This is a genomic window from Chryseobacterium piperi (genome assembly GCF_002285635.2).
Taxonomy (GTDB): Bacteria; Bacteroidota; Bacteroidia; order Flavobacteriales; family Weeksellaceae; genus Chryseobacterium; species Chryseobacterium piperi.
The window spans coordinates 1,992,210-2,008,728 of the sequence record NZ_CP023049.2 but is presented as its reverse complement, the minus strand read 5'-3'; the positions used below and the strand labels follow the sequence as shown (position 1 = coordinate 2,008,728).

Genomic DNA, 16,519 nt, shown 5'->3' with positions numbered 1-16,519 from the left:
AATGAAAATATTCCGTTTTTTTACATTTATTTTAATTCTAATTTCTTGCGCTTTCAATGCGCAAACGAATTTAGAAAAAGTCAAAACTTTTTTTCCAGACTCAAAAGATTTAAAATATGATAATATCGATTGGTACCGTTTCTTAGTTCCTGAAAACTGGGAGAAAACAAAAGAAAGAAAGATATCTCTTGCAGTTTCGGTTTTGAAATCTAAAACGCAAGTCAAACAGGAACCTGTCATTTTTATCCAGGGAGGCCCTGGGGGCAATACTATTGCTGAAGTGTTGTTTTGGGTTAATCATCCTCTTAGGAAAAATCATGATATCATTTTGGTTGATCTAAGAGGAACAGGATTTTCACAACCTAAACTATGTCCGGACTTGGGAAAGAATTTTTTTGAAATTCTGTCTAAAAATCAATCTAATGAACAAGATGTGAAAGATAAAGTTCAGGTTTCATTGGCTTGTAAACAAGATATGATAGATCAGGGAATAGATATTGGTGCATACAATAGTATAGCTGTGGCTAATGATTTGCATGCCCTAAAAAATGCCCTGAAAATTTCAAAATGGAATGTTTATGGAGTATCTTATGGTACTTTTATCAGCCAGAATTATGCTAAAATATATACTCAGGATGTATATACTCTCACATTGGATTCTTCTATACCTGATATATCAGAATATTACACAAATAATACACAAAACTATATACAAAGTTTAAACAAAGTTTTTAAAAATTGCAAAGAAAATCCTAATTGCAAAAAAGAATACCCCAATTTGGAAGAAGTATACTACAATAATATTGTAGAACTTTCTAAAAAGCCAATAACGGTTAATGTAGATCAATCTATTCTTCAATCCGGAAAGTTTACCTATAATGCAGAAGATTATAAAATTGCTATACAACAATCATTATATGATAAAAAACTGGTAGAAGTATTACCTTTACTAATTTATCAGTTTAAGGAAAGAAATACAGCTACTCTGGCAAGTTTAGTGCAGGCATTTTCAGGAACTTTATCACTTAATTATGGTAATTATTTCTGTTTTACATGTAATGAAGTAATTCCTAATAATAATTTAAGAAAGTACGATTCTATTTCGTCTCAATACAAAAGATTGGCGGGAGGTTTATCCTTTTACAGATCGGATTTCAATGTATGTAGTGAATGGAATAAAAAAGATAATCATATCCTGCCGGTATTGTCATTGGTAAATGATAATCCTTTCAAGGTTTTGATTTTATCTGGAGGTCTTGACCCAATTACTCCGGGTTATTTTGCAAAGGAAGCAGCTCAAAACTTTAAACAGAATGTACAAATTATCAATGGTTATACTTATGGGCATGGTCTAGGCTATACCAGATCCGGAGCTAATATTATTAATAGTTTTGTTGAAAATAAGCCTATAACAGATTCTTTAACACAGTATTTCAATCAGAAAGAGATTAATTTTAGAACGGGAATTACCTTAAATAAAGGAATTGTAGCTCTGGCAGGAAGTATGAGTTCTAAGCAATGGTATTATTTTATCCCTTTGATACTTTCTATAGCCGTTGTATTTGTAGTTTTTTTTGGAACTTTGATCAATGTTTTTTCTAAGAAAAATAAATTCAATCTTTCAACACTTTTATTATTACTAATGTCAACGACAACATTAGCTTTTCTAGCTTTTTTAGGAATTGGTATCAGCCAAACCCTTGACAGTAATTTCTATTTATTGGCTTTTGGCCTGCCCTCAAAGTGGAATTTTGTATTATTATTGTATAAAGTATCCATATTTCTTTCAGCAGTCGCTTTTATTTTTGTAGTTATTAAAGTTTTTAAAAGGAATATACCATTATACTTTATGATATTTCTGGCGGTGGGAATTATTCACTTTTATTTTTTTAATTGGCTTTGATTGTTGAATGATTATCTTTAATGGATTTCAATAATTGTCTTGTATTATTGGTGATAAGTCCAAATCTATAGAACTTATTGAATGCTTGTTTTATATTCTATTAAAATATAACGTAGCTTCCATATTGCTATAGGTTTTTTCCCTGATAAATAACAGGAGTATTCTGTTGGATAGTTCTTAAATATTTCAAGTATTAGATACAAGATCTTTACAGCTAAAATAAGACTATACATAATTTCAGTTATCAGTATGGTTCCAAAGTAAATAAGTTTCTGGGAATTCATAGAAGTTTTTGATAGAACTAGGTGAAAATTTCTTGAAATGTCTGCGTATGGGGAATCCATTGAAGCAATAAAAAATGAGAGTAGAATGAATATTATATGTTGGAGGATATACCAATTTAAATGAGCCAGAAAAAGAAGGATTATTTTGTACTGTTATATTCTTCAACCAGATTTTTAAAATATTTTCAAGTTCATAAAAGATGCTGTAAAACATATGTCTTACAGCATCTTAATATTTTATAAAGTCAAAATTATACTTTTAATAATTACAAGACTATCCTTATTATTTTTTCACGGGCTGGTAATCTGGATGTCCCAGTTGCCAGAAAACAAAAGCAAGCGTATCTGCTAAATTAGCATACTGTTGCGCAATAAGAATATCTCCACCGTGGCCTCCTTCATAGTCTATTTTCAAAAGGGTAGGATTAGTTGAAGCGTTATTTTCCAATAATTTAGCTGCAAACTTTGTAGGCATCCATGTAGAAACTCTCGGATCATTGATTCCGGAAGTAATTAAAGTGGCAGGATATTTTTCTCCTTTTTTAACGTGCTGATAGGCATCCATTTCTAATAATGCCTTGAATTCTGATTCAATACTTAAAGTTCCAAATTCTTTAGCATTATTTAGACCATTCGGAGTAGCTTCCATTCTGATAGAGTTGACAACACCGGCATCGATAACTGCAGCTTTAAATAAATCCGGACGTTCAGTTATCGCTCTTCCAATCGTGATTCCTCCGGCACTTGCTCCCCAGACCGCTAATTTTTCTTTAGAGGTAAAACCTTTCTCAATCATATATTCTGCACAAGAAATCAGATCTTTCCATGAGTTAGGTTTGGTTTCTTTGAATCCGCCTTCATGCCATTTTTCTCCTTTTTCTCCACCACCTCTTACATGGGCGATTGCCATAACACCTCCTTGTAATGCCCACAGAAGATATGTTTTAGAAAAGTAAGGTCTGTAGCTTATTCCATAGGCACCATAGGCATCTATAAAAGTAGGATTACTTCCATTTTTATTAATGTCTTTTCTATAGATGAGGGATAAAGGAATATCTTGCCCATCATGTGACTTTACTGTAATCTCTTCAACAACAAGATCTTTAAATTCCGGATATTGGATAGTGGGAGAAAGATTTTCAGCGATAAATCTTTTTTCCCTAAAATTATACTGAAATCTTTCTGGTTCATTTTTCCATCCACTACAAACGACCGAGAAGTTGTTTGAAAAAATATCCTGAGTAGTTACAGCAATGTATCCAGCAGGAATAGGTAGTTTTATAGATCCAGTTTTATTGTTGATATAGGAATATAGCTTGGCTTCCACACCATTTTTTGACGTATTGAAAACAAAACCTTCTTTAATGGCATATACCCCATTAATCGTTTCATTGTCTATGCTTGGAATCAATAATACAGGCTTTTTAAAATCAGGTTTTTTTAAGGATGTGCTGTAAATTGAATTGTTGCCATTTTTTTCAGAAATATAGATAATATTATCATCTTTGATGATGAAATCTCTTATTTTATCTTCTTTACTGAATAATAATTCCCATTTATTTTGACTGACCTCATTTAGAGGTAAGTAGTAAGTGTCCTTAAATCTTGATGCTCCGGATATCTGACCAATCAGGTATCTGGAATATTTTGAAGGTAAAATGACGTTGGGGAAATCTTCAGAATTTATTTTCAACTCCGGATTATTGATTTTAGAGAATACAACATCTCTTTTTTCAGGATCATTTCCAATTTTAAATATAACAGATTGCATGTTCTTTAAAAAGTATGCAGACTTCGGATCAATATCAGGATAATAAAGATATATAAAACTCTTGTTATCCGGAAGCCATGAAATGCCGGGCCCATCCGATGGCCAGCAATGAGTAATGATCTCAGGAAGGATTTTCTTTAGCTGTAAATCATAAATGATCATTTCTGAAATTTCCTTTCCATTTTCCGTTAAAGCGATCGCAATTTTAGAGCCATCATAATTAGGCTTAATGTAATTAATCTGATAATTTTTTTTGAGCTCAGTTTTAAAGCTTTCCGGGTCAAAGATTTCAATTTCCTGACCGTTAAAAGCTTTTCTGTAAAATAGTTTGGCTACCTTTTCTCCCGGCTTTACTTTTAAATAGAAATGAAGATCATTTTCCGTAACATTAATATTGGTTACAGAAAATGATTTTCTCTTATCAAACTCTAATCTTTTGTCTATAAAATATTGCCTATTGGGTATATTACTTAATACAGATAAAGAATAATTCGTTTGATCTTTCATCCAATCAGATGTTGATAAATCATTTAAGTTTTCCAGATTCCTATATTTGTCAACTACTTTAATTCCAAAATATTCATTGGTTTCTGATTTTGACGGAGCCAGGTTAGTCTTTTGAGCATTAATCATTACAATCATAAAAACAAAAGCCCAGGTAAAACTTAAATTTATTTTATCCATTATTTATTTAATTTATCTGTTGGGAAGGTTATTGTATTATCATTGCCCCCTTCGAGTTGTTCTTCATGACCAGCTCCTCCTACAATTGACCTAAGATTTGTAACTTTTGTCATTTGTAATTTGTTTAATGATAACTTTTTTTCTGTTTGTTTTTTTTGTTTCATGATATAATTAATTACTTTTTTATGATGTGCAAAGAAAGAAAGAAATGTGTTCTTTTTCAAAGAAAGAGATGCCGAAATTTATAAATTTCGAATTATTTTAACAGTAATCTGTTTGTTTTCAGAGGTTTATTTGTTGGTGCTTTCTTGTAGAGCTTTTATAAAATAAGATGGTAAAGTTCCTGTTATTTTTTTGAAGGCATTGGTAAATGACTCTGCATTATTGTATCCTGCTTCATCAGCGATTGCTGCTATTGTATGCTTCCGAAGTATTTTATTCTCTTTTAAATTATTAACGATATATTCAATTCTAAGTTGATTTAAATATTGAGGAAAGTTTTGTCCTTTTAGTTCATTAACTGATTTTGAAAGATAAACTCTATTGGTATTTAATTCTTTCGATAAAATATCCAAATTAATTTTCTTGTCTAAAAAACGATTTTCATTTTCAAATGCTTCTAATTGAATACTTAATTGTTTGAGTTTATCATCCGATAAGATTGCCTTTGTCTTTTCTTTTGGAATCTCTACATCTATGATGACTGGATCTGAAATTTCATTAATAGTGCTAATTGCAGGGACTTGGGTAAGTAAGTCTGCCTTGCGGCGATATGATTTGACTTTCTTCCTGTTTTCTATATATAGATATAATAAGCAGATAATAATTAAACCACTTACTATGATAATTCCCAATAAGGTATAACTTCTTGAATTTAAATCAGAAATCAGGCTTTCCTTTTCCTTGAGTAGATTAGGAGTGTCGTAGTTTTTATGGATTTCAGCAGATAAGAAAAGATTATTTTTATTTAAAATGCTGTCTACAGTCAATAAATGTTCTATATAAAATAACTGTTTTTCTTTATCCCCATTTTTTTTAAAATAATCAATTAAGATGGGGTAAGCATCTCTTAATTCAGAGGTAAGACTTTTGGTACTGATGACAATTGAATCTACAGTTTTAAATTTATCTAAGAAATTGTTATCATTTGTTTGATATAGAATCTTTCCTATATAATATTGGCTAATAGCTAAATTCTGTGGATTATAAGAATTATCTTTAATTAATTTAGAAACATTGTTTAAATCCCTTAGAGCTTTCTTATAGTTTTGTCTTTTATAAGCATTGATACCTGATACAAGCAGTAAGCTAGATTTAATTTCAGCAAAGTCTACTTCGTTATTCTTTTCTAATCCTATTTTAACATATTCATCTGAAGAATTAAGCTGATTAATTTTACTATAAGCATAAGCTAATGCATATATACAGCTTTGGTAAGCCATTTTATTAGTTAAATTATTTTTTTCTAAATATTGTTTATAGCTTAAAAACAATTGAATTGCCTGTTGGTATTGTTCAAGCTCAAGTTTTAATAATCCAATATTAAAATTTAAAATGTGATAAGTTTCACTATCATTTTCAGCATAGTCCCTAGCTGTTAGATAATTTGTTAAAGATTCAGAGAACTTTCCTTTTAAATAATAATAATTTCCCTTATACATATAGCCATCAGACAAATAATCGGAACGATTTATTTTCTTGGCAATAACCATCATACTATCCAGGTACAATAAGGATGTGTTATCATTAATTGACCTATGCAACATTAAATACCCATTAGAAGTTCTAGAGAGATTTTTATTTTCTTTGGCTTTTATTAAAAATGTATTAGCATAGACTTCCGCTTTCTTCTTATCCACTCTGAGTGTCTTGTTGAAAGACTCTTCTAGAAGCTGAAAATCTTTTGTTTTTAATGAATCTGGTATATGGAATTTTTTTTTACTCTGGGTAAAACATAAGCAGCTACATATACTTAATAATAAAAAGAAGAAATTTCTTTGCATGAATTTTTTTGAACTGCAATATTACAATTTTCTGCTCATTTTTATCATAAAATAAAGAAATGTTTGTAATTGGTTTAAATCCAGTATTTTAATATGTTTTTTATAAACCTTGATTAATTAATTTCGCATGCTGACCATTCGGAATTAATCAATTCCGATAGGCTTTAATTGTCCTGTAAATGGAAGATGATCATATTTGTTCCAACGAAAAGCACAGATTTTTTGTATGTGTACAGTACAAAAACAAAAAGGTGTTTTACCAGAATCTTAAACAAAGAAAATAGTAATTACTTCATCTCGTCGCTTGAGACATTTTACTACTAATTAAAATTAATGTAACTGAATTTACTTTATCATGAACGATATTTATAAAATTTCCAAGTACGTATTTTTTTCAAAAAATATTATCTGTTCAAAATACACTTTAGCATATTCTACAATAACTAATAAGATATTAGCTATAGAAAAGGATATGGCCATCAAAATTCAGAATGAGGAATTTGAAGATGTAGATTCTGATATTTTCCAAAAATTGATCGAATATGAGTTTGTGAGACCTGCTCATATTAATGAACTACAAGAAGTTATTAACAGATTTAAGTCTTTTATAAATGATGATGATCTTTTATATCAAGTAATTCAGCCTTCTGCTAACTGCCAATTAGGTTGTGATTATTGTGGCCAGGTTCATAATAATAAAAACATTACCAATAAGAATGTTGACGAAAAAATATTTAATAGAATAGTGCATAATCTCTCTAAGAAGGATTACAAGACACTTGGTATTTCATGGTTTGGAGGAGAGCCTTTAATGGGGCTGTCTCAGCTAAAGAAAATGAGTAAAAGATTAATCGCTCTTACTGAATCAAAGTCAATTGACTATACAGCTAAAATGGTCACTAACGGGTTAAGTCTTAAAAAAGAAATATTTTATGATCTATTTCTGAATTATAAGATTTCGAGTTTTGAAGTTACTCTTGATGGTACTGCTGAATTTCACGATGATAGAAGGTATACGAAGAGTGGAAAAAGAACTTTCAACCTGATTCTTAAAAATCTGGAAGATATCGTTAATGATAAGAGATTTGCCAATTCTGGGGTGAACATCAATATCAGATCAAATATTGATGGGGAAAACTATAAGGACACTGAAAACCTTATCAACATTCTGGAGGAAAAAAACATTCTTAAGTATGTCAACTTCTATTTAGCACCTTTACATTCATGGGGAAATGATGCCCACAAGAAAACCTTGAACCGTGAAGAATTTGCAAAATTTGAACTTGAGGTAGCACTAAAACTTATAGAGAAAAATAAAAGAGTTCAAACGGTTCCTAAGCGCGGAAAGGATATCGTATGTATGAGCTTGTATGACAACTCAGAATTGTTTGATGCGGAAGGTAACGTTTATAACTGTTCCGAAGTTTCTCAGGTTCCGGTATATGCTGAAAATAATTACGAATACAGAATAGGAAATCTAAGTGATCATTCTCATCCTAATATTGATAAGAGTGAACGGCCTTTTGCCAATTGGAATGATGAAATACTGGAAAAAAAGACGCCGTGCTATGATTGCAAACTTTTACCAATATGTGGTGGTGCATGTCCAAAACTATGGAAAGAGGGAATGTATCCATGTCCATCTATGAAAACCAATTTTGAAGATAGAATCTTTTTACAGTTTTATCAGGACAACTTAGACGAAAACAAAGAATTTAAAATTCGTACAAAGGAGCTAGCCTAAACAAGAAAGTTTCATTTTTTAAATAAATATTATAAACAACTTAATTTTTTTATTATGAGCAAACTAGAGGACTTAAAGTCAAAATTACAAATGGTTGAATTAGAAGAAAGATTAGAAATGGTTCAGCTGATTTCAACCGATCAGGAACAACTTGAAGGAGATAACTACTGTTGTACAGGCAGTGATTCATCATGTACACCTTCATCAACAAAGTAAAACATTGTTTAACAACTTAAATTTTTTATTATGAACAAACTAGAGGACTTAAAGTCAAAACTACAAATGGTTGAACTGGAAGAAAGATTAGAAATGGTTCAGCTAATCTCTGCAGAGCAGGAACAATTAGAAGGAGATAACTACTGCTGCACGGGAAGTGATGCATCATGTAAACCTTCATCAGTAAAGTAAAACATTTTTTAACAACTTAAATTTTTTATTATGAGCAAACTAGATGACCTAAAGTCAAAACTACAAATGGTTGAACTGGAAGAAAGATTGGAAATGGTTCAGTTGATTTCAACTGACCAGGAACAATTAGAAGGAGACAATTACTGCTGTACAGGCAGTGATGGAACCTGCAAACCTTCATCAGTAAAGTAAAAAACCTTTATGACTGGCGCCTTAGGCAATAGGGCGTCAGTCAATTAAATTATATCAATATGAATGAGTATGTAAGTTTTGTAATAAAAGGATCTATCATGAAAATATTTGGCAAGGATAGATTTGAAGATGTTTTAAAGAAGTATTTAGAGTATAATTCTATCAACAAAGATATCTTTCTTGAGAATCCGACTCTGCACAATGAGATCAAGCCAATTAGTAATGCTGTTTATGTATCATTTCATTTTGGTCCCTTTTTTAATATTCCAATTACTCTTTTAAGAAAAAGGGTAGATATCAACTTTGTTGCCTCTAAACTGTCTACGGAAAAGCTAGATCGATTTTCCTATACAATAGCCAGTGAGAATTTAAATTTTAATAAAGAAAATATATTACTGGGAGATACTCCTACGGGAATGAGAAAAGTAATAGAAACCCTAAGGAATGGCGGAAGTATTTTCTCTCTAATTGACACCGGAGTGGGTCTGGGAGATATCAGACGTAGTAATAATGCTCAGGTATGTGATGTTTTGAATGCAAAGTTATATGCCAAGAGTGCTATTGTTCAGCTGGCTTTCAAATTAAAAGTTCCGATAGTTCCTATTTTTAGTACATGGCAGGATAATAAAGCCGTTCTGAATTTTGAAGAAGCTATCTATCCTTCAGATGATATCACTCCTCAGGAAGTAACGGATAGGCTATGGAAAAGATTTGTCAGCACGTATTTGGTTAAACATCCTGAGCAATGGGAATCTTACCACACAGTGTATAAATTATTTGCTTTCGAAGATGCGGACGATCAGGAAATTAATTTGGAAGATGAAGCTCTTTACAGATTAGATGACAATAATTTTGAAATACTGGAATCAGATGGTTATATACATATTTGTGCATATTCTACTTTTAAAATTTTCAGAGCATCAGACAGGGTTCGTCAATTTTTAAATTTAGCTGTTAAAGATGGAATACAACTAAAGCTTAAAGATGTATACGAAATACTTAAGGGTGAAAACATTATAAAATTACTAATCGAAAATAATATTTTGGTAAAAAATGGAGACTATTGAAAATTCCAAAATTAATTTTAATAATGTTTCTCTGGCAAATAATGGGCAGGAACTTATTATGGAGTATAAGGGAAAATGTTTTGTAATCAATGATTACATATTTAATGTCATTAGTTTCCTGAAAAAAGAAAAGGAAATCAATAGTGAAAAAATATATGAAAATCTTAGTCTGGATCAGGAAGAATTTGATTTCGTACTAAGTAATATAGAAGATAAATTAAGTTTAACAGATAAACAAAATTATGGTGGTATTTTTCTTAGATTTACTATTTTTAGGCATAACTATGTTGATAAAATAACCAATGTACTAAAGCTTTTATTGCCTAATAAAGAACGAACTTTTTTTCTTCTTTTTCTATTTCTGATCACTTTATTTTTATCAGTAGTGGCCATTCAGACCAGTACAATATCGAGTAAAGTACATTTAAGAATTACAAATAAATATGAAGTATTTTATTTGTACTTGTCGATCTTTTTTGCTTCAATCTTTCATGAATTCGGTCATGCGTCTGCAGCAAAAAAATTTGGGATACAACCGGGTGAAATTGGTTTTGGCTTCTTCTTTATATTTCCTGTTTTTTATTCAAACGTGACTAAGATATGGACGCTGGATAAAATCAAAAGAGTTGTAGTCAATCTGGCAGGAATATACTACCAGCTGGTTTTTGCAATGATTGTATGTGTTGTTGTCAGAGATCCCAATTTTATAGTGTTATTTTTAAAGGCCAATCTGGCGATCATTATCTTTTCACTATTACCGTTTTTGAAAAATGATGGATATTGGGTTTTATCAGATTACTTTAATTTAAAGAATCTGTACAGAAGATCTTATACCTATTTAATAGAGTTATGGAGAGGCCGGGTGAAATTTGATAATTTTTTATTCATATACAGTATCGTCCATTTTAGCATGGTTTTTTATTTGCTGTTTACCTTCCTGCGCTTTTTTATTATAAAGATTGGGAACCTCTATCATACCATACCCCATATGGATTTTGATTACCTTTTAATATTAGGAAAATTCATCCTAAACCTATTTATTCTTTATACCCTTATTCTTAGATTATTATCCTTTTTTAAAACCAATAAAAATGTCTAAAGTATTATTTGTGATCACATTTGTTGTTATTGGCTTAATCATATTAGCTGCAGTACTACTTACTAATGATCATATCGTCAATAAAAATACATTTCATTTAAACAATAAAGGCTGCTTTTTACAAGGCAATGCTTCTGTACTGTTTTTCAATTCTGACGACAATACGGTTAAATATGAAATAGATGAAAAAACCAAAGGAAACTTCAAAATTGAAGAAGAAAACGGTAATATATTATTATACCAAAATATCCGCGCCAATATTTATGTAAAACTTTTCGATCGTAATAAAGATTATCCCGTCATCAAAGTGTTTTTACCTAAGGATATGAATCAATTTGATTTTAAACTTTCAGGGAATGGTGATTTTATTTTTAAAAACCCTTTTACAATCAATCATTCAGTTTTTAAACTGGATGGGAATGGCGATATATCATCTCGGGAGAAACTGACTATACAACATTGTGTAATAGAAATACAAAAAAATGGAGATGTAAAATTCAATAAAATTACCGGAGATACATTACAATATAAAATTACTGATAACGGGGATATGAAAATATCTGGAGAGTTCTTAATACAAGAGAAACTATAACCTATGAATAAAACAGCTATTACGATCAGCTTGCTAGCCTCATTATCTATTTTTGCACAGGAAAAGAAAGATTATAAGGAAATTGAAGGAGTAAATATTACCAAAACGCAAAAAGCAATAGAACAAAAAGCTGACCGAACAATTTTTAATTTTTCGGAACAGCCCAGCCTTAATTCAGGGACATCTTTAGATGGATTGAAAAAGCTTCCGGGCATGGTCGTTACTGATATTGCCGGAATGATGTACCAAGGCAAGCCGCTAGCTGTTTATATGGATGGCAGACCGCTCAACATTTCAGGGAATAACCTAACTGCATTCCTTGAAGGGCTTCCGGCCAGCTCAATCGACCGGATTGAGGTTATTACGCAACCCGGAGCAGAGTTTCCTGCAACCTCGGGAGGTGCTATTTTAAATATTATTGTTGCTAAAAGTGCCAGAAGCTATTTAACAGCAACCTATTCCGGAGGTTATCGTTTTACCGATTATGATAAATTCAGAAATAGGTTTAGTAATAGTATTGTACTGAACTCCAGAAATAAATTATTCGGATGGCAGCTTAGTGCAGGTCAAACCTATGCTGAAAGCTTTAGCAGTAATAAAATGGATGATTTGCTGGATAATTTCAGTGATAAGTATTCCAGAGGTTATTTTGCAAAAGCGGCTGTGACATTTGACTTAGGAAAAGACCGTTTATTGCTTAATTATGATTTTTATAATAACAATAATGATGCGCTCTTAACGGGAAGCGGAATATCTTTTTATAAGAATGAAAATTTTGACCCGTCTCAGCCTATTAGCGATACTAATCCTGAAAAGGTAGTAAGGGATTATGCTAATACAGGGAAAAGTAAGAATGAAAGCTATAGAAATGAAATAGCAGCAACGTATCAAAAGCGTTTTAATGATAAAAACCAAAAGCTCGACTTTAGATTGGTTTATTCAAATTATAAAACCGAGTTTGATCAATATAATAACTTTACAAAACCGGCTTTCTTTTTTCAATCCGGATTTAATGGGTCAAGGCAAAACTTTTATAATTTACGGGTAGATTATTCCCAACCGATAAAGTTATTGGACGAAGGTAAGTTAAGCTTAGGCGGACTTTATGAAAAAATGGATTTCACCACTGATAACTTGGGTGTTGAAAACCTTAATTATCAGAGGCAAACTGCTTCAGCATATGCTGAGGTCAATGCAAAATTGAAAAAATTCAGTTTTATTTTGGGGGCGAGGGCTGAGGATTATGATATTTCAGGATCTTCATTAAACCTTCAGACTCCTCAATGGAATGACCTTACTCCGTTCAAAAAATTTAAAGTGTTTCCGAATGCAAGTATGCAGTACGATTTTGCAAGGTCAGTTTACTTTAATTTAAACTATAATAAAAAAATATCCTTGCCCAATGCTTCACAGTTAAATCCTAACAATACGATTCTGCAGTCTCCCAATGTAGATATTATGGGAAATCCGAACGTACAACCTACGATATATGATAATTTTGAAGCCAAGATCAGTGCCTTTAACTATGCATTTCTTAGCTATAATGTAAGTCATGTTAAAGATCAGGTGGTGATGTATATGGAAAGAGATGGTTATAAACTTTCGCAGACCAATATTAATGTGCATAGTCTGACGCAGCATACTTTCAATATGGGACTTCCTTTACCGTTTATCATTTTCAATAAACCTTTTAGTGATATTGTAAAGTTTAAGTTCAATCCTGATAAGATTAACTTTATTTACTTCTACGCCAGTTATCAGTTTCAGGATGTAAAAGATATCCAGGATAAGACGGGAATCTGGATTTTTAATGCAACAGGACAGTTTATACTACCAAAGGGAATCAGATTTTCCCCTGTATTTATGTATTCAACCACAGGAAATTACTATTATTTTCAATCGACAAAACCTACTGTAAATAGGGTTGATCTAACTTTGAGTAAGAAGTTCAACCACGATAGATTGCAGGTTACTTTATATGCCAACGATATTTTTAACAGTACCAGAATGTCATTTAAAGCAATTAATACTTCAAGTCCTATTTATGTAGATAATCGATTTGATAGTAGAAGCTTCGGTATTTCAGTAAATTATAAAATTCCGACTAAGAATAAGCTGGCCAAAGTAGATCAGACTATACTGAATACGGAGAGCCCTAAAGAAGACAATAGTGAAATTTTAAAACAGTAGTATTTTTTAGTTGACCAATCCAACATTCTCTTTTGGAGTGCGAGTTTTCAATTTTAAAAAGAATAATGTTGGATTTGGTTTTTATTTTTTAATAGAAAATTAGAGTACCATGAAAATAGGATTGATTGACGTTAGTGCAAGACGTGATTTAGAGAATATCAAGGAAGAAAAGTTTAAAAATATCGGATGTGATAAAATATTATATCTGGCTTTATCAGAAGGGAAAATTAATCAACATGAAGTAGTTAATTTAATTGAAATGGGAATTATATCCTCTCAGGATACCCTTATTGTTTCAGACTTCGACATAATAAGTGATTTGGATTCACTGCTCAACTATTTACGGAGACAAAATATTTATATACACTGCCTAAATCAGGAGTTTGACCTTTATCACCCGCAGGATTCTGCATTATACTTTAAATCTTTTCCTAAAAAATATAATTTCGAATTTTAAAAATATTAAGAGTCTGTTTAAATTTTATTCAGTAATAATTTTATGGCGGATAATTTGACCATGTTTTCAGAGGATTCCATTAAGAGTTCATAATTTCTGCATAATCTTCTATCGTTATCAAACCAAGCAAATGTACGCTCTATAATCCATCGTTTATGAATTGGCTCAAACCCTTTTACTTTTTTGTCACTCCGCATTACGATCTGAATGATATAATTAAACTTAATTCTTATTTCCTCAATAATCTCTCCTCTATAACCTCCGTCCGCCAGGATTACCTGAAGCGGAATTAGTAAATATCGCAGTGTTTTGATCAGTAACAATGCAGCCTTACTGTCATGAACATTGGCTACACTTACCATTACGGCTAACAAAAAACCATTTTTGTCTACCACAACGTGTCTCTTGATTCCTTTTATTTTTTTACCTCCGTCAAAGCCATTGAGTGAACGGTTATTTCCCCAACGAACACTTTGACTGTCAATAATTCCTAAACTTGCCTGCGCTTTCTGACCCCTGTTTCGTCGTACTTCCTCTCTCAATTTTGATAATAATAAATCGAAAATCTCCAGATTTGACCATTTTGAATAATAGTAATAAACCAATTGCCATTTGGGAAAATCATGAGGTAAAAGTCTCCATTGACAGCCTGTTTTTACTAAATAACTGATAGCATTCCAAATGACAACCAAATCATATTTTCGTTTTCTGTCATCAAAATCTAATGCTTTTTTTATAAATTGCCACTGAGTTTGGGTTAAGTCTGTTGGATACATTGATGTTTTTTTCTTTTGCAACTCTAAAATGACAATTTTTATGCAACTTTTAACCCTTACTATTTTTTATTATTACTTTTTTAAACAGGCTCTAAGTATTGAGCTGCTTTAATCAATTACTGCTCAATCCACTTTTTGAAATCAGCTACTTTATTTTTACTGATAAGAATGGTTTCATCACTTATGGGCTGTACAATTAGTCTTAATTGATTTTTCCCATATATAAGGATGCTCTCAATAGCTTTGATATTAATAATAAATTGTCGGTTGGCGCGATAAAACATTTGTGGATCCAATAGTTTTATAAGTTCGTCAAGGCTTGAATTGATAGAGTACTGATGGCCTTTGAATGTGATTAGAAATACAGAGTTATTTTCCAGGAAAAAATAAGCGATGTCTATTGTTTCAATAGAGATCAATTCATCTTTATGATAAGTAGTGATTCTTTTCCTGAAGCTTTCTGTAATCAGGCTTTCAGGTATGAAGGAAGGTGTTTCATGATATTTTTGCTGAAGAGTATGGAGTTGAGTATTTAAAGCTGTCAGGTTATTGATTTCAGTATTGAGGCTACTGATTTGTTCATTGGTCTGGGCTTCATATTTTCTGTAGATCAAACGGATTAGGATAAAGCTAGTGGCTAAAATAATAATAGTGGCTATAATAAAGACGATTAAGAATTGAAAGTATAAATCTGAGATCTGCTGTTCGATAATGCTGATATTGGCATGGGAAGCTACCATCCAATCACTTCCTTCCACCGGATATACGCTTACGATCTCTGAACTTCGGTTCATACTATTAGGAAAGCTCCTAATGCCGGAATTGATTTTTCCTGAATTTAATAGGTCAATAAAATCCGTTTGGTTTTTGTTATCAAAGGTAAATCCTGAGTTATTTTTCTCAATTTTCTAACCGATGAAAGCCGGATTAGGATGACAAAGTTCAATTCCGTTTTGATTATACATACAGATAAATCCACTTTGGGTATCTGTATTCACAATGCTGGTCTGTAGATTTTGAATGACTGCATCTTTTGAGAGCCCTTGCTTGAGCTGCAATTCCAATAATTTACCAATCTCTCTGGACTCTCTTTTTCCGGCTTCAATCTTACTGTTAAAAATGTTTTCTTTTGAAGATGAATATAGATAACGAAAAGAAAGGAAACTGATAAGTAAAATAATAATACTTACTGCAAGAAACGTGAGGGTATAGAGATTGATCTTTTTCATTGACTTGATCTGGTCCGTTGAATATTAAAATACTTTTGTTAAAATTACTCATTCTTCGGAAGAATATATTCGCTTTTAAAGACTTATTTTTCCCTTTCATGATCAAATTAGATTGATAGG

General features: G+C 31.4%; 16 protein-coding genes. 10 read left to right on the top strand and 6 right to left on the bottom strand.

The genetic code is table 11. The annotated features are described in order from the left end of the window. Nucleotide 1 precedes the first annotated feature (1 nt). Entirely contained in the window at nt 2-1,903 is a 1,902-nt protein-coding gene (locus CJF12_RS08710) for an alpha/beta fold hydrolase (RefSeq protein ID WP_034682252.1), read from the top strand. Between the two features lie 567 nt (nt 1,904-2,470). Here the strand turns inward: CJF12_RS08710 and CJF12_RS08700 are convergent. The 3 genes from CJF12_RS08700 to CJF12_RS08695 form a co-directional block, all read right to left on the bottom strand. Further along, nucleotides 2,471-4,642 carry a prolyl oligopeptidase family serine peptidase gene (locus CJF12_RS08700; protein ID WP_034682247.1) on the bottom strand — a complete coding sequence of 724 codons (2,172 nt, stop codon included), beginning with the start codon at nt 4,640-4,642 and terminating at the stop codon, nt 2,471-2,473. Further along, nucleotides 4,642-4,806: a hypothetical protein gene (locus CJF12_RS19910; RefSeq protein WP_157759851.1), complete on the bottom strand. Its 165-nt coding sequence runs from the start codon at nt 4,804-4,806 to the stop codon at nt 4,642-4,644. Before CJF12_RS19910 ends, CJF12_RS08700 begins: the two co-directional genes overlap by 1 nt. A 126-nt stretch (nt 4,807-4,932) precedes the next feature. Beyond that, nucleotides 4,933-6,645 (bottom strand): helix-turn-helix domain-containing protein, encoded by a 1,713-nt coding sequence (locus tag CJF12_RS08695; RefSeq protein ID WP_034682245.1) that lies wholly within the window; start codon nt 6,643-6,645, stop codon nt 4,933-4,935. A 355-nt stretch (nt 6,646-7,000) separates the two neighbouring features. Between CJF12_RS08695 and CJF12_RS08690 the strand changes: the two genes are divergently transcribed. The 9 genes from CJF12_RS08690 to CJF12_RS08665 all read left to right on the top strand — a co-directional run bounded on the left by CJF12_RS08690 (nt 7,001) and on the right by CJF12_RS08665 (nt 14,394). Beyond that, nucleotides 7,001-8,389 carry a radical SAM/SPASM domain-containing protein gene (locus CJF12_RS08690; protein ID WP_051887198.1) on the top strand — a complete coding sequence of 463 codons (1,389 nt, stop codon included), beginning with the start codon at nt 7,001-7,003 and terminating at the stop codon, nt 8,387-8,389. 54 nt (nt 8,390-8,443) lie between these two features. Continuing rightward, on the top strand, nt 8,444-8,605 hold the full coding sequence (locus CJF12_RS19905) for a hypothetical protein (protein ID WP_157759850.1): 162 nt from the start codon (nt 8,444-8,446) through the stop codon (nt 8,603-8,605). A gap of 30 nt (nt 8,606-8,635) precedes the next feature. After that, nucleotides 8,636-8,797: a hypothetical protein gene (locus CJF12_RS19900; protein ID WP_157759849.1), complete on the top strand. Its 162-nt coding sequence runs from the start codon at nt 8,636-8,638 to the stop codon at nt 8,795-8,797. Between the two features lie 30 nt (nt 8,798-8,827). Continuing rightward, nucleotides 8,828-8,989, top strand: coding sequence for a hypothetical protein (locus CJF12_RS19895; protein WP_157759848.1), 162 nt, complete (start codon nt 8,828-8,830; stop codon nt 8,987-8,989). Between the two features lie 59 nt (nt 8,990-9,048). After that, a complete protein-coding gene (locus CJF12_RS08685; protein WP_131329501.1) occupies nt 9,049-10,056 on the top strand; it encodes an LpxL/LpxP family acyltransferase in 1,008 nt (335 codons plus the stop codon). Further along, nucleotides 10,043-11,155, top strand: a complete 1,113-nt coding sequence (locus CJF12_RS08680; protein WP_051887197.1) for a zinc metalloprotease — start codon at nt 10,043-10,045, stop codon at nt 11,153-11,155. The genes CJF12_RS08685 and CJF12_RS08680 overlap by 14 nt, the downstream gene beginning before the upstream one ends. Next, nucleotides 11,148-11,747 (top strand): DUF2807 domain-containing protein, encoded by a 600-nt coding sequence (locus CJF12_RS08675; RefSeq protein WP_034682241.1) that lies wholly within the window; start codon nt 11,148-11,150, stop codon nt 11,745-11,747. The genes CJF12_RS08680 and CJF12_RS08675 overlap by 8 nt, the downstream gene beginning before the upstream one ends. 3 nt (nt 11,748-11,750) lie before the next feature. Further along, nucleotides 11,751-13,937 carry an outer membrane beta-barrel protein gene (locus CJF12_RS08670; RefSeq protein ID WP_034682240.1) on the top strand — a complete coding sequence of 729 codons (2,187 nt, stop codon included), beginning with the start codon at nt 11,751-11,753 and terminating at the stop codon, nt 13,935-13,937. 109 nt (nt 13,938-14,046) lie between these two features. Beyond that, the gene (locus tag CJF12_RS08665) at nt 14,047-14,394 is read left to right on the top strand and encodes a recombinase family protein (RefSeq protein WP_034682239.1); all 348 of its coding nucleotides are present in this window, start codon (nt 14,047-14,049) and stop codon (nt 14,392-14,394) included. Between the two features lie 17 nt (nt 14,395-14,411). Here CJF12_RS08665 and CJF12_RS08660 read toward each other — a convergent pair whose 3' ends face one another. The 3 genes from CJF12_RS08660 to CJF12_RS20170 form a co-directional block, all read right to left on the bottom strand. Further along, nucleotides 14,412-15,170 carry an IS5 family transposase gene (locus CJF12_RS08660; protein ID WP_095591055.1) on the bottom strand — a complete coding sequence of 253 codons (759 nt, stop codon included), beginning with the start codon at nt 15,168-15,170 and terminating at the stop codon, nt 14,412-14,414. A 116-nt stretch (nt 15,171-15,286) separates the two neighbouring features. Further along, on the bottom strand, nt 15,287-15,964 hold the full coding sequence (locus tag CJF12_RS20175) for a LytR/AlgR family response regulator transcription factor (RefSeq protein ID WP_228379134.1): 678 nt from the start codon (nt 15,962-15,964) through the stop codon (nt 15,287-15,289). 114 nt (nt 15,965-16,078) lie between these two features. Then, the gene (locus tag CJF12_RS20170) at nt 16,079-16,399 is read right to left on the bottom strand and encodes a hypothetical protein (RefSeq protein WP_228379135.1); all 321 of its coding nucleotides are present in this window, start codon (nt 16,397-16,399) and stop codon (nt 16,079-16,081) included. Between the last annotated feature and the right edge of the window lie 120 nt (nt 16,400-16,519).

Excerpts from the sequence above, each read along its gene's own strand:
- CJF12_RS08675 (WP_034682241.1), top strand. The coding sequence starts at position 11,148 with ATGTCTAAAGTATTATTTGTGATCACATTTGTTGTTATTGGCTTAATC.
- CJF12_RS20175 (WP_228379134.1), bottom strand. The coding sequence starts at position 15,964 with ATGAACCGAAGTTCAGAGATCGTAAGCGTATATCCGGTGGAAGGAAGT.
- CJF12_RS08685 (WP_131329501.1), top strand. The coding sequence starts at position 9,049 with ATGAATGAGTATGTAAGTTTTGTAATAAAAGGATCTATCATGAAAATA.
- CJF12_RS19900 (WP_157759849.1), top strand. The coding sequence starts at position 8,636 with ATGAACAAACTAGAGGACTTAAAGTCAAAACTACAAATGGTTGAACTG.
- CJF12_RS08660 (WP_095591055.1), bottom strand. The coding sequence starts at position 15,170 with ATGTATCCAACAGACTTAACCCAAACTCAGTGGCAATTTATAAAAAAA.
- CJF12_RS08665 (WP_034682239.1), top strand. The coding sequence starts at position 14,047 with ATGAAAATAGGATTGATTGACGTTAGTGCAAGACGTGATTTAGAGAAT.
- CJF12_RS19910 (WP_157759851.1), bottom strand. The coding sequence starts at position 4,806 with ATGAAACAAAAAAAACAAACAGAAAAAAAGTTATCATTAAACAAATTA.
- CJF12_RS08690 (WP_051887198.1), top strand. The coding sequence starts at position 7,001 with ATGAACGATATTTATAAAATTTCCAAGTACGTATTTTTTTCAAAAAAT.
- CJF12_RS08670 (WP_034682240.1), top strand. The coding sequence starts at position 11,751 with ATGAATAAAACAGCTATTACGATCAGCTTGCTAGCCTCATTATCTATT.
- CJF12_RS08700 (WP_034682247.1), bottom strand. The coding sequence starts at position 4,642 with ATGGATAAAATAAATTTAAGTTTTACCTGGGCTTTTGTTTTTATGATT.
- CJF12_RS08695 (WP_034682245.1), bottom strand. The coding sequence starts at position 6,645 with ATGCAAAGAAATTTCTTCTTTTTATTATTAAGTATATGTAGCTGCTTA.
- CJF12_RS19895 (WP_157759848.1), top strand. The coding sequence starts at position 8,828 with ATGAGCAAACTAGATGACCTAAAGTCAAAACTACAAATGGTTGAACTG.
- CJF12_RS08710 (WP_034682252.1), top strand. The coding sequence starts at position 2 with ATGAAAATATTCCGTTTTTTTACATTTATTTTAATTCTAATTTCTTGC.
- CJF12_RS20170 (WP_228379135.1), bottom strand. The coding sequence starts at position 16,399 with ATGAAAAAGATCAATCTCTATACCCTCACGTTTCTTGCAGTAAGTATT.
- CJF12_RS08680 (WP_051887197.1), top strand. The coding sequence starts at position 10,043 with ATGGAGACTATTGAAAATTCCAAAATTAATTTTAATAATGTTTCTCTG.
- CJF12_RS19905 (WP_157759850.1), top strand. The coding sequence starts at position 8,444 with ATGAGCAAACTAGAGGACTTAAAGTCAAAATTACAAATGGTTGAATTA.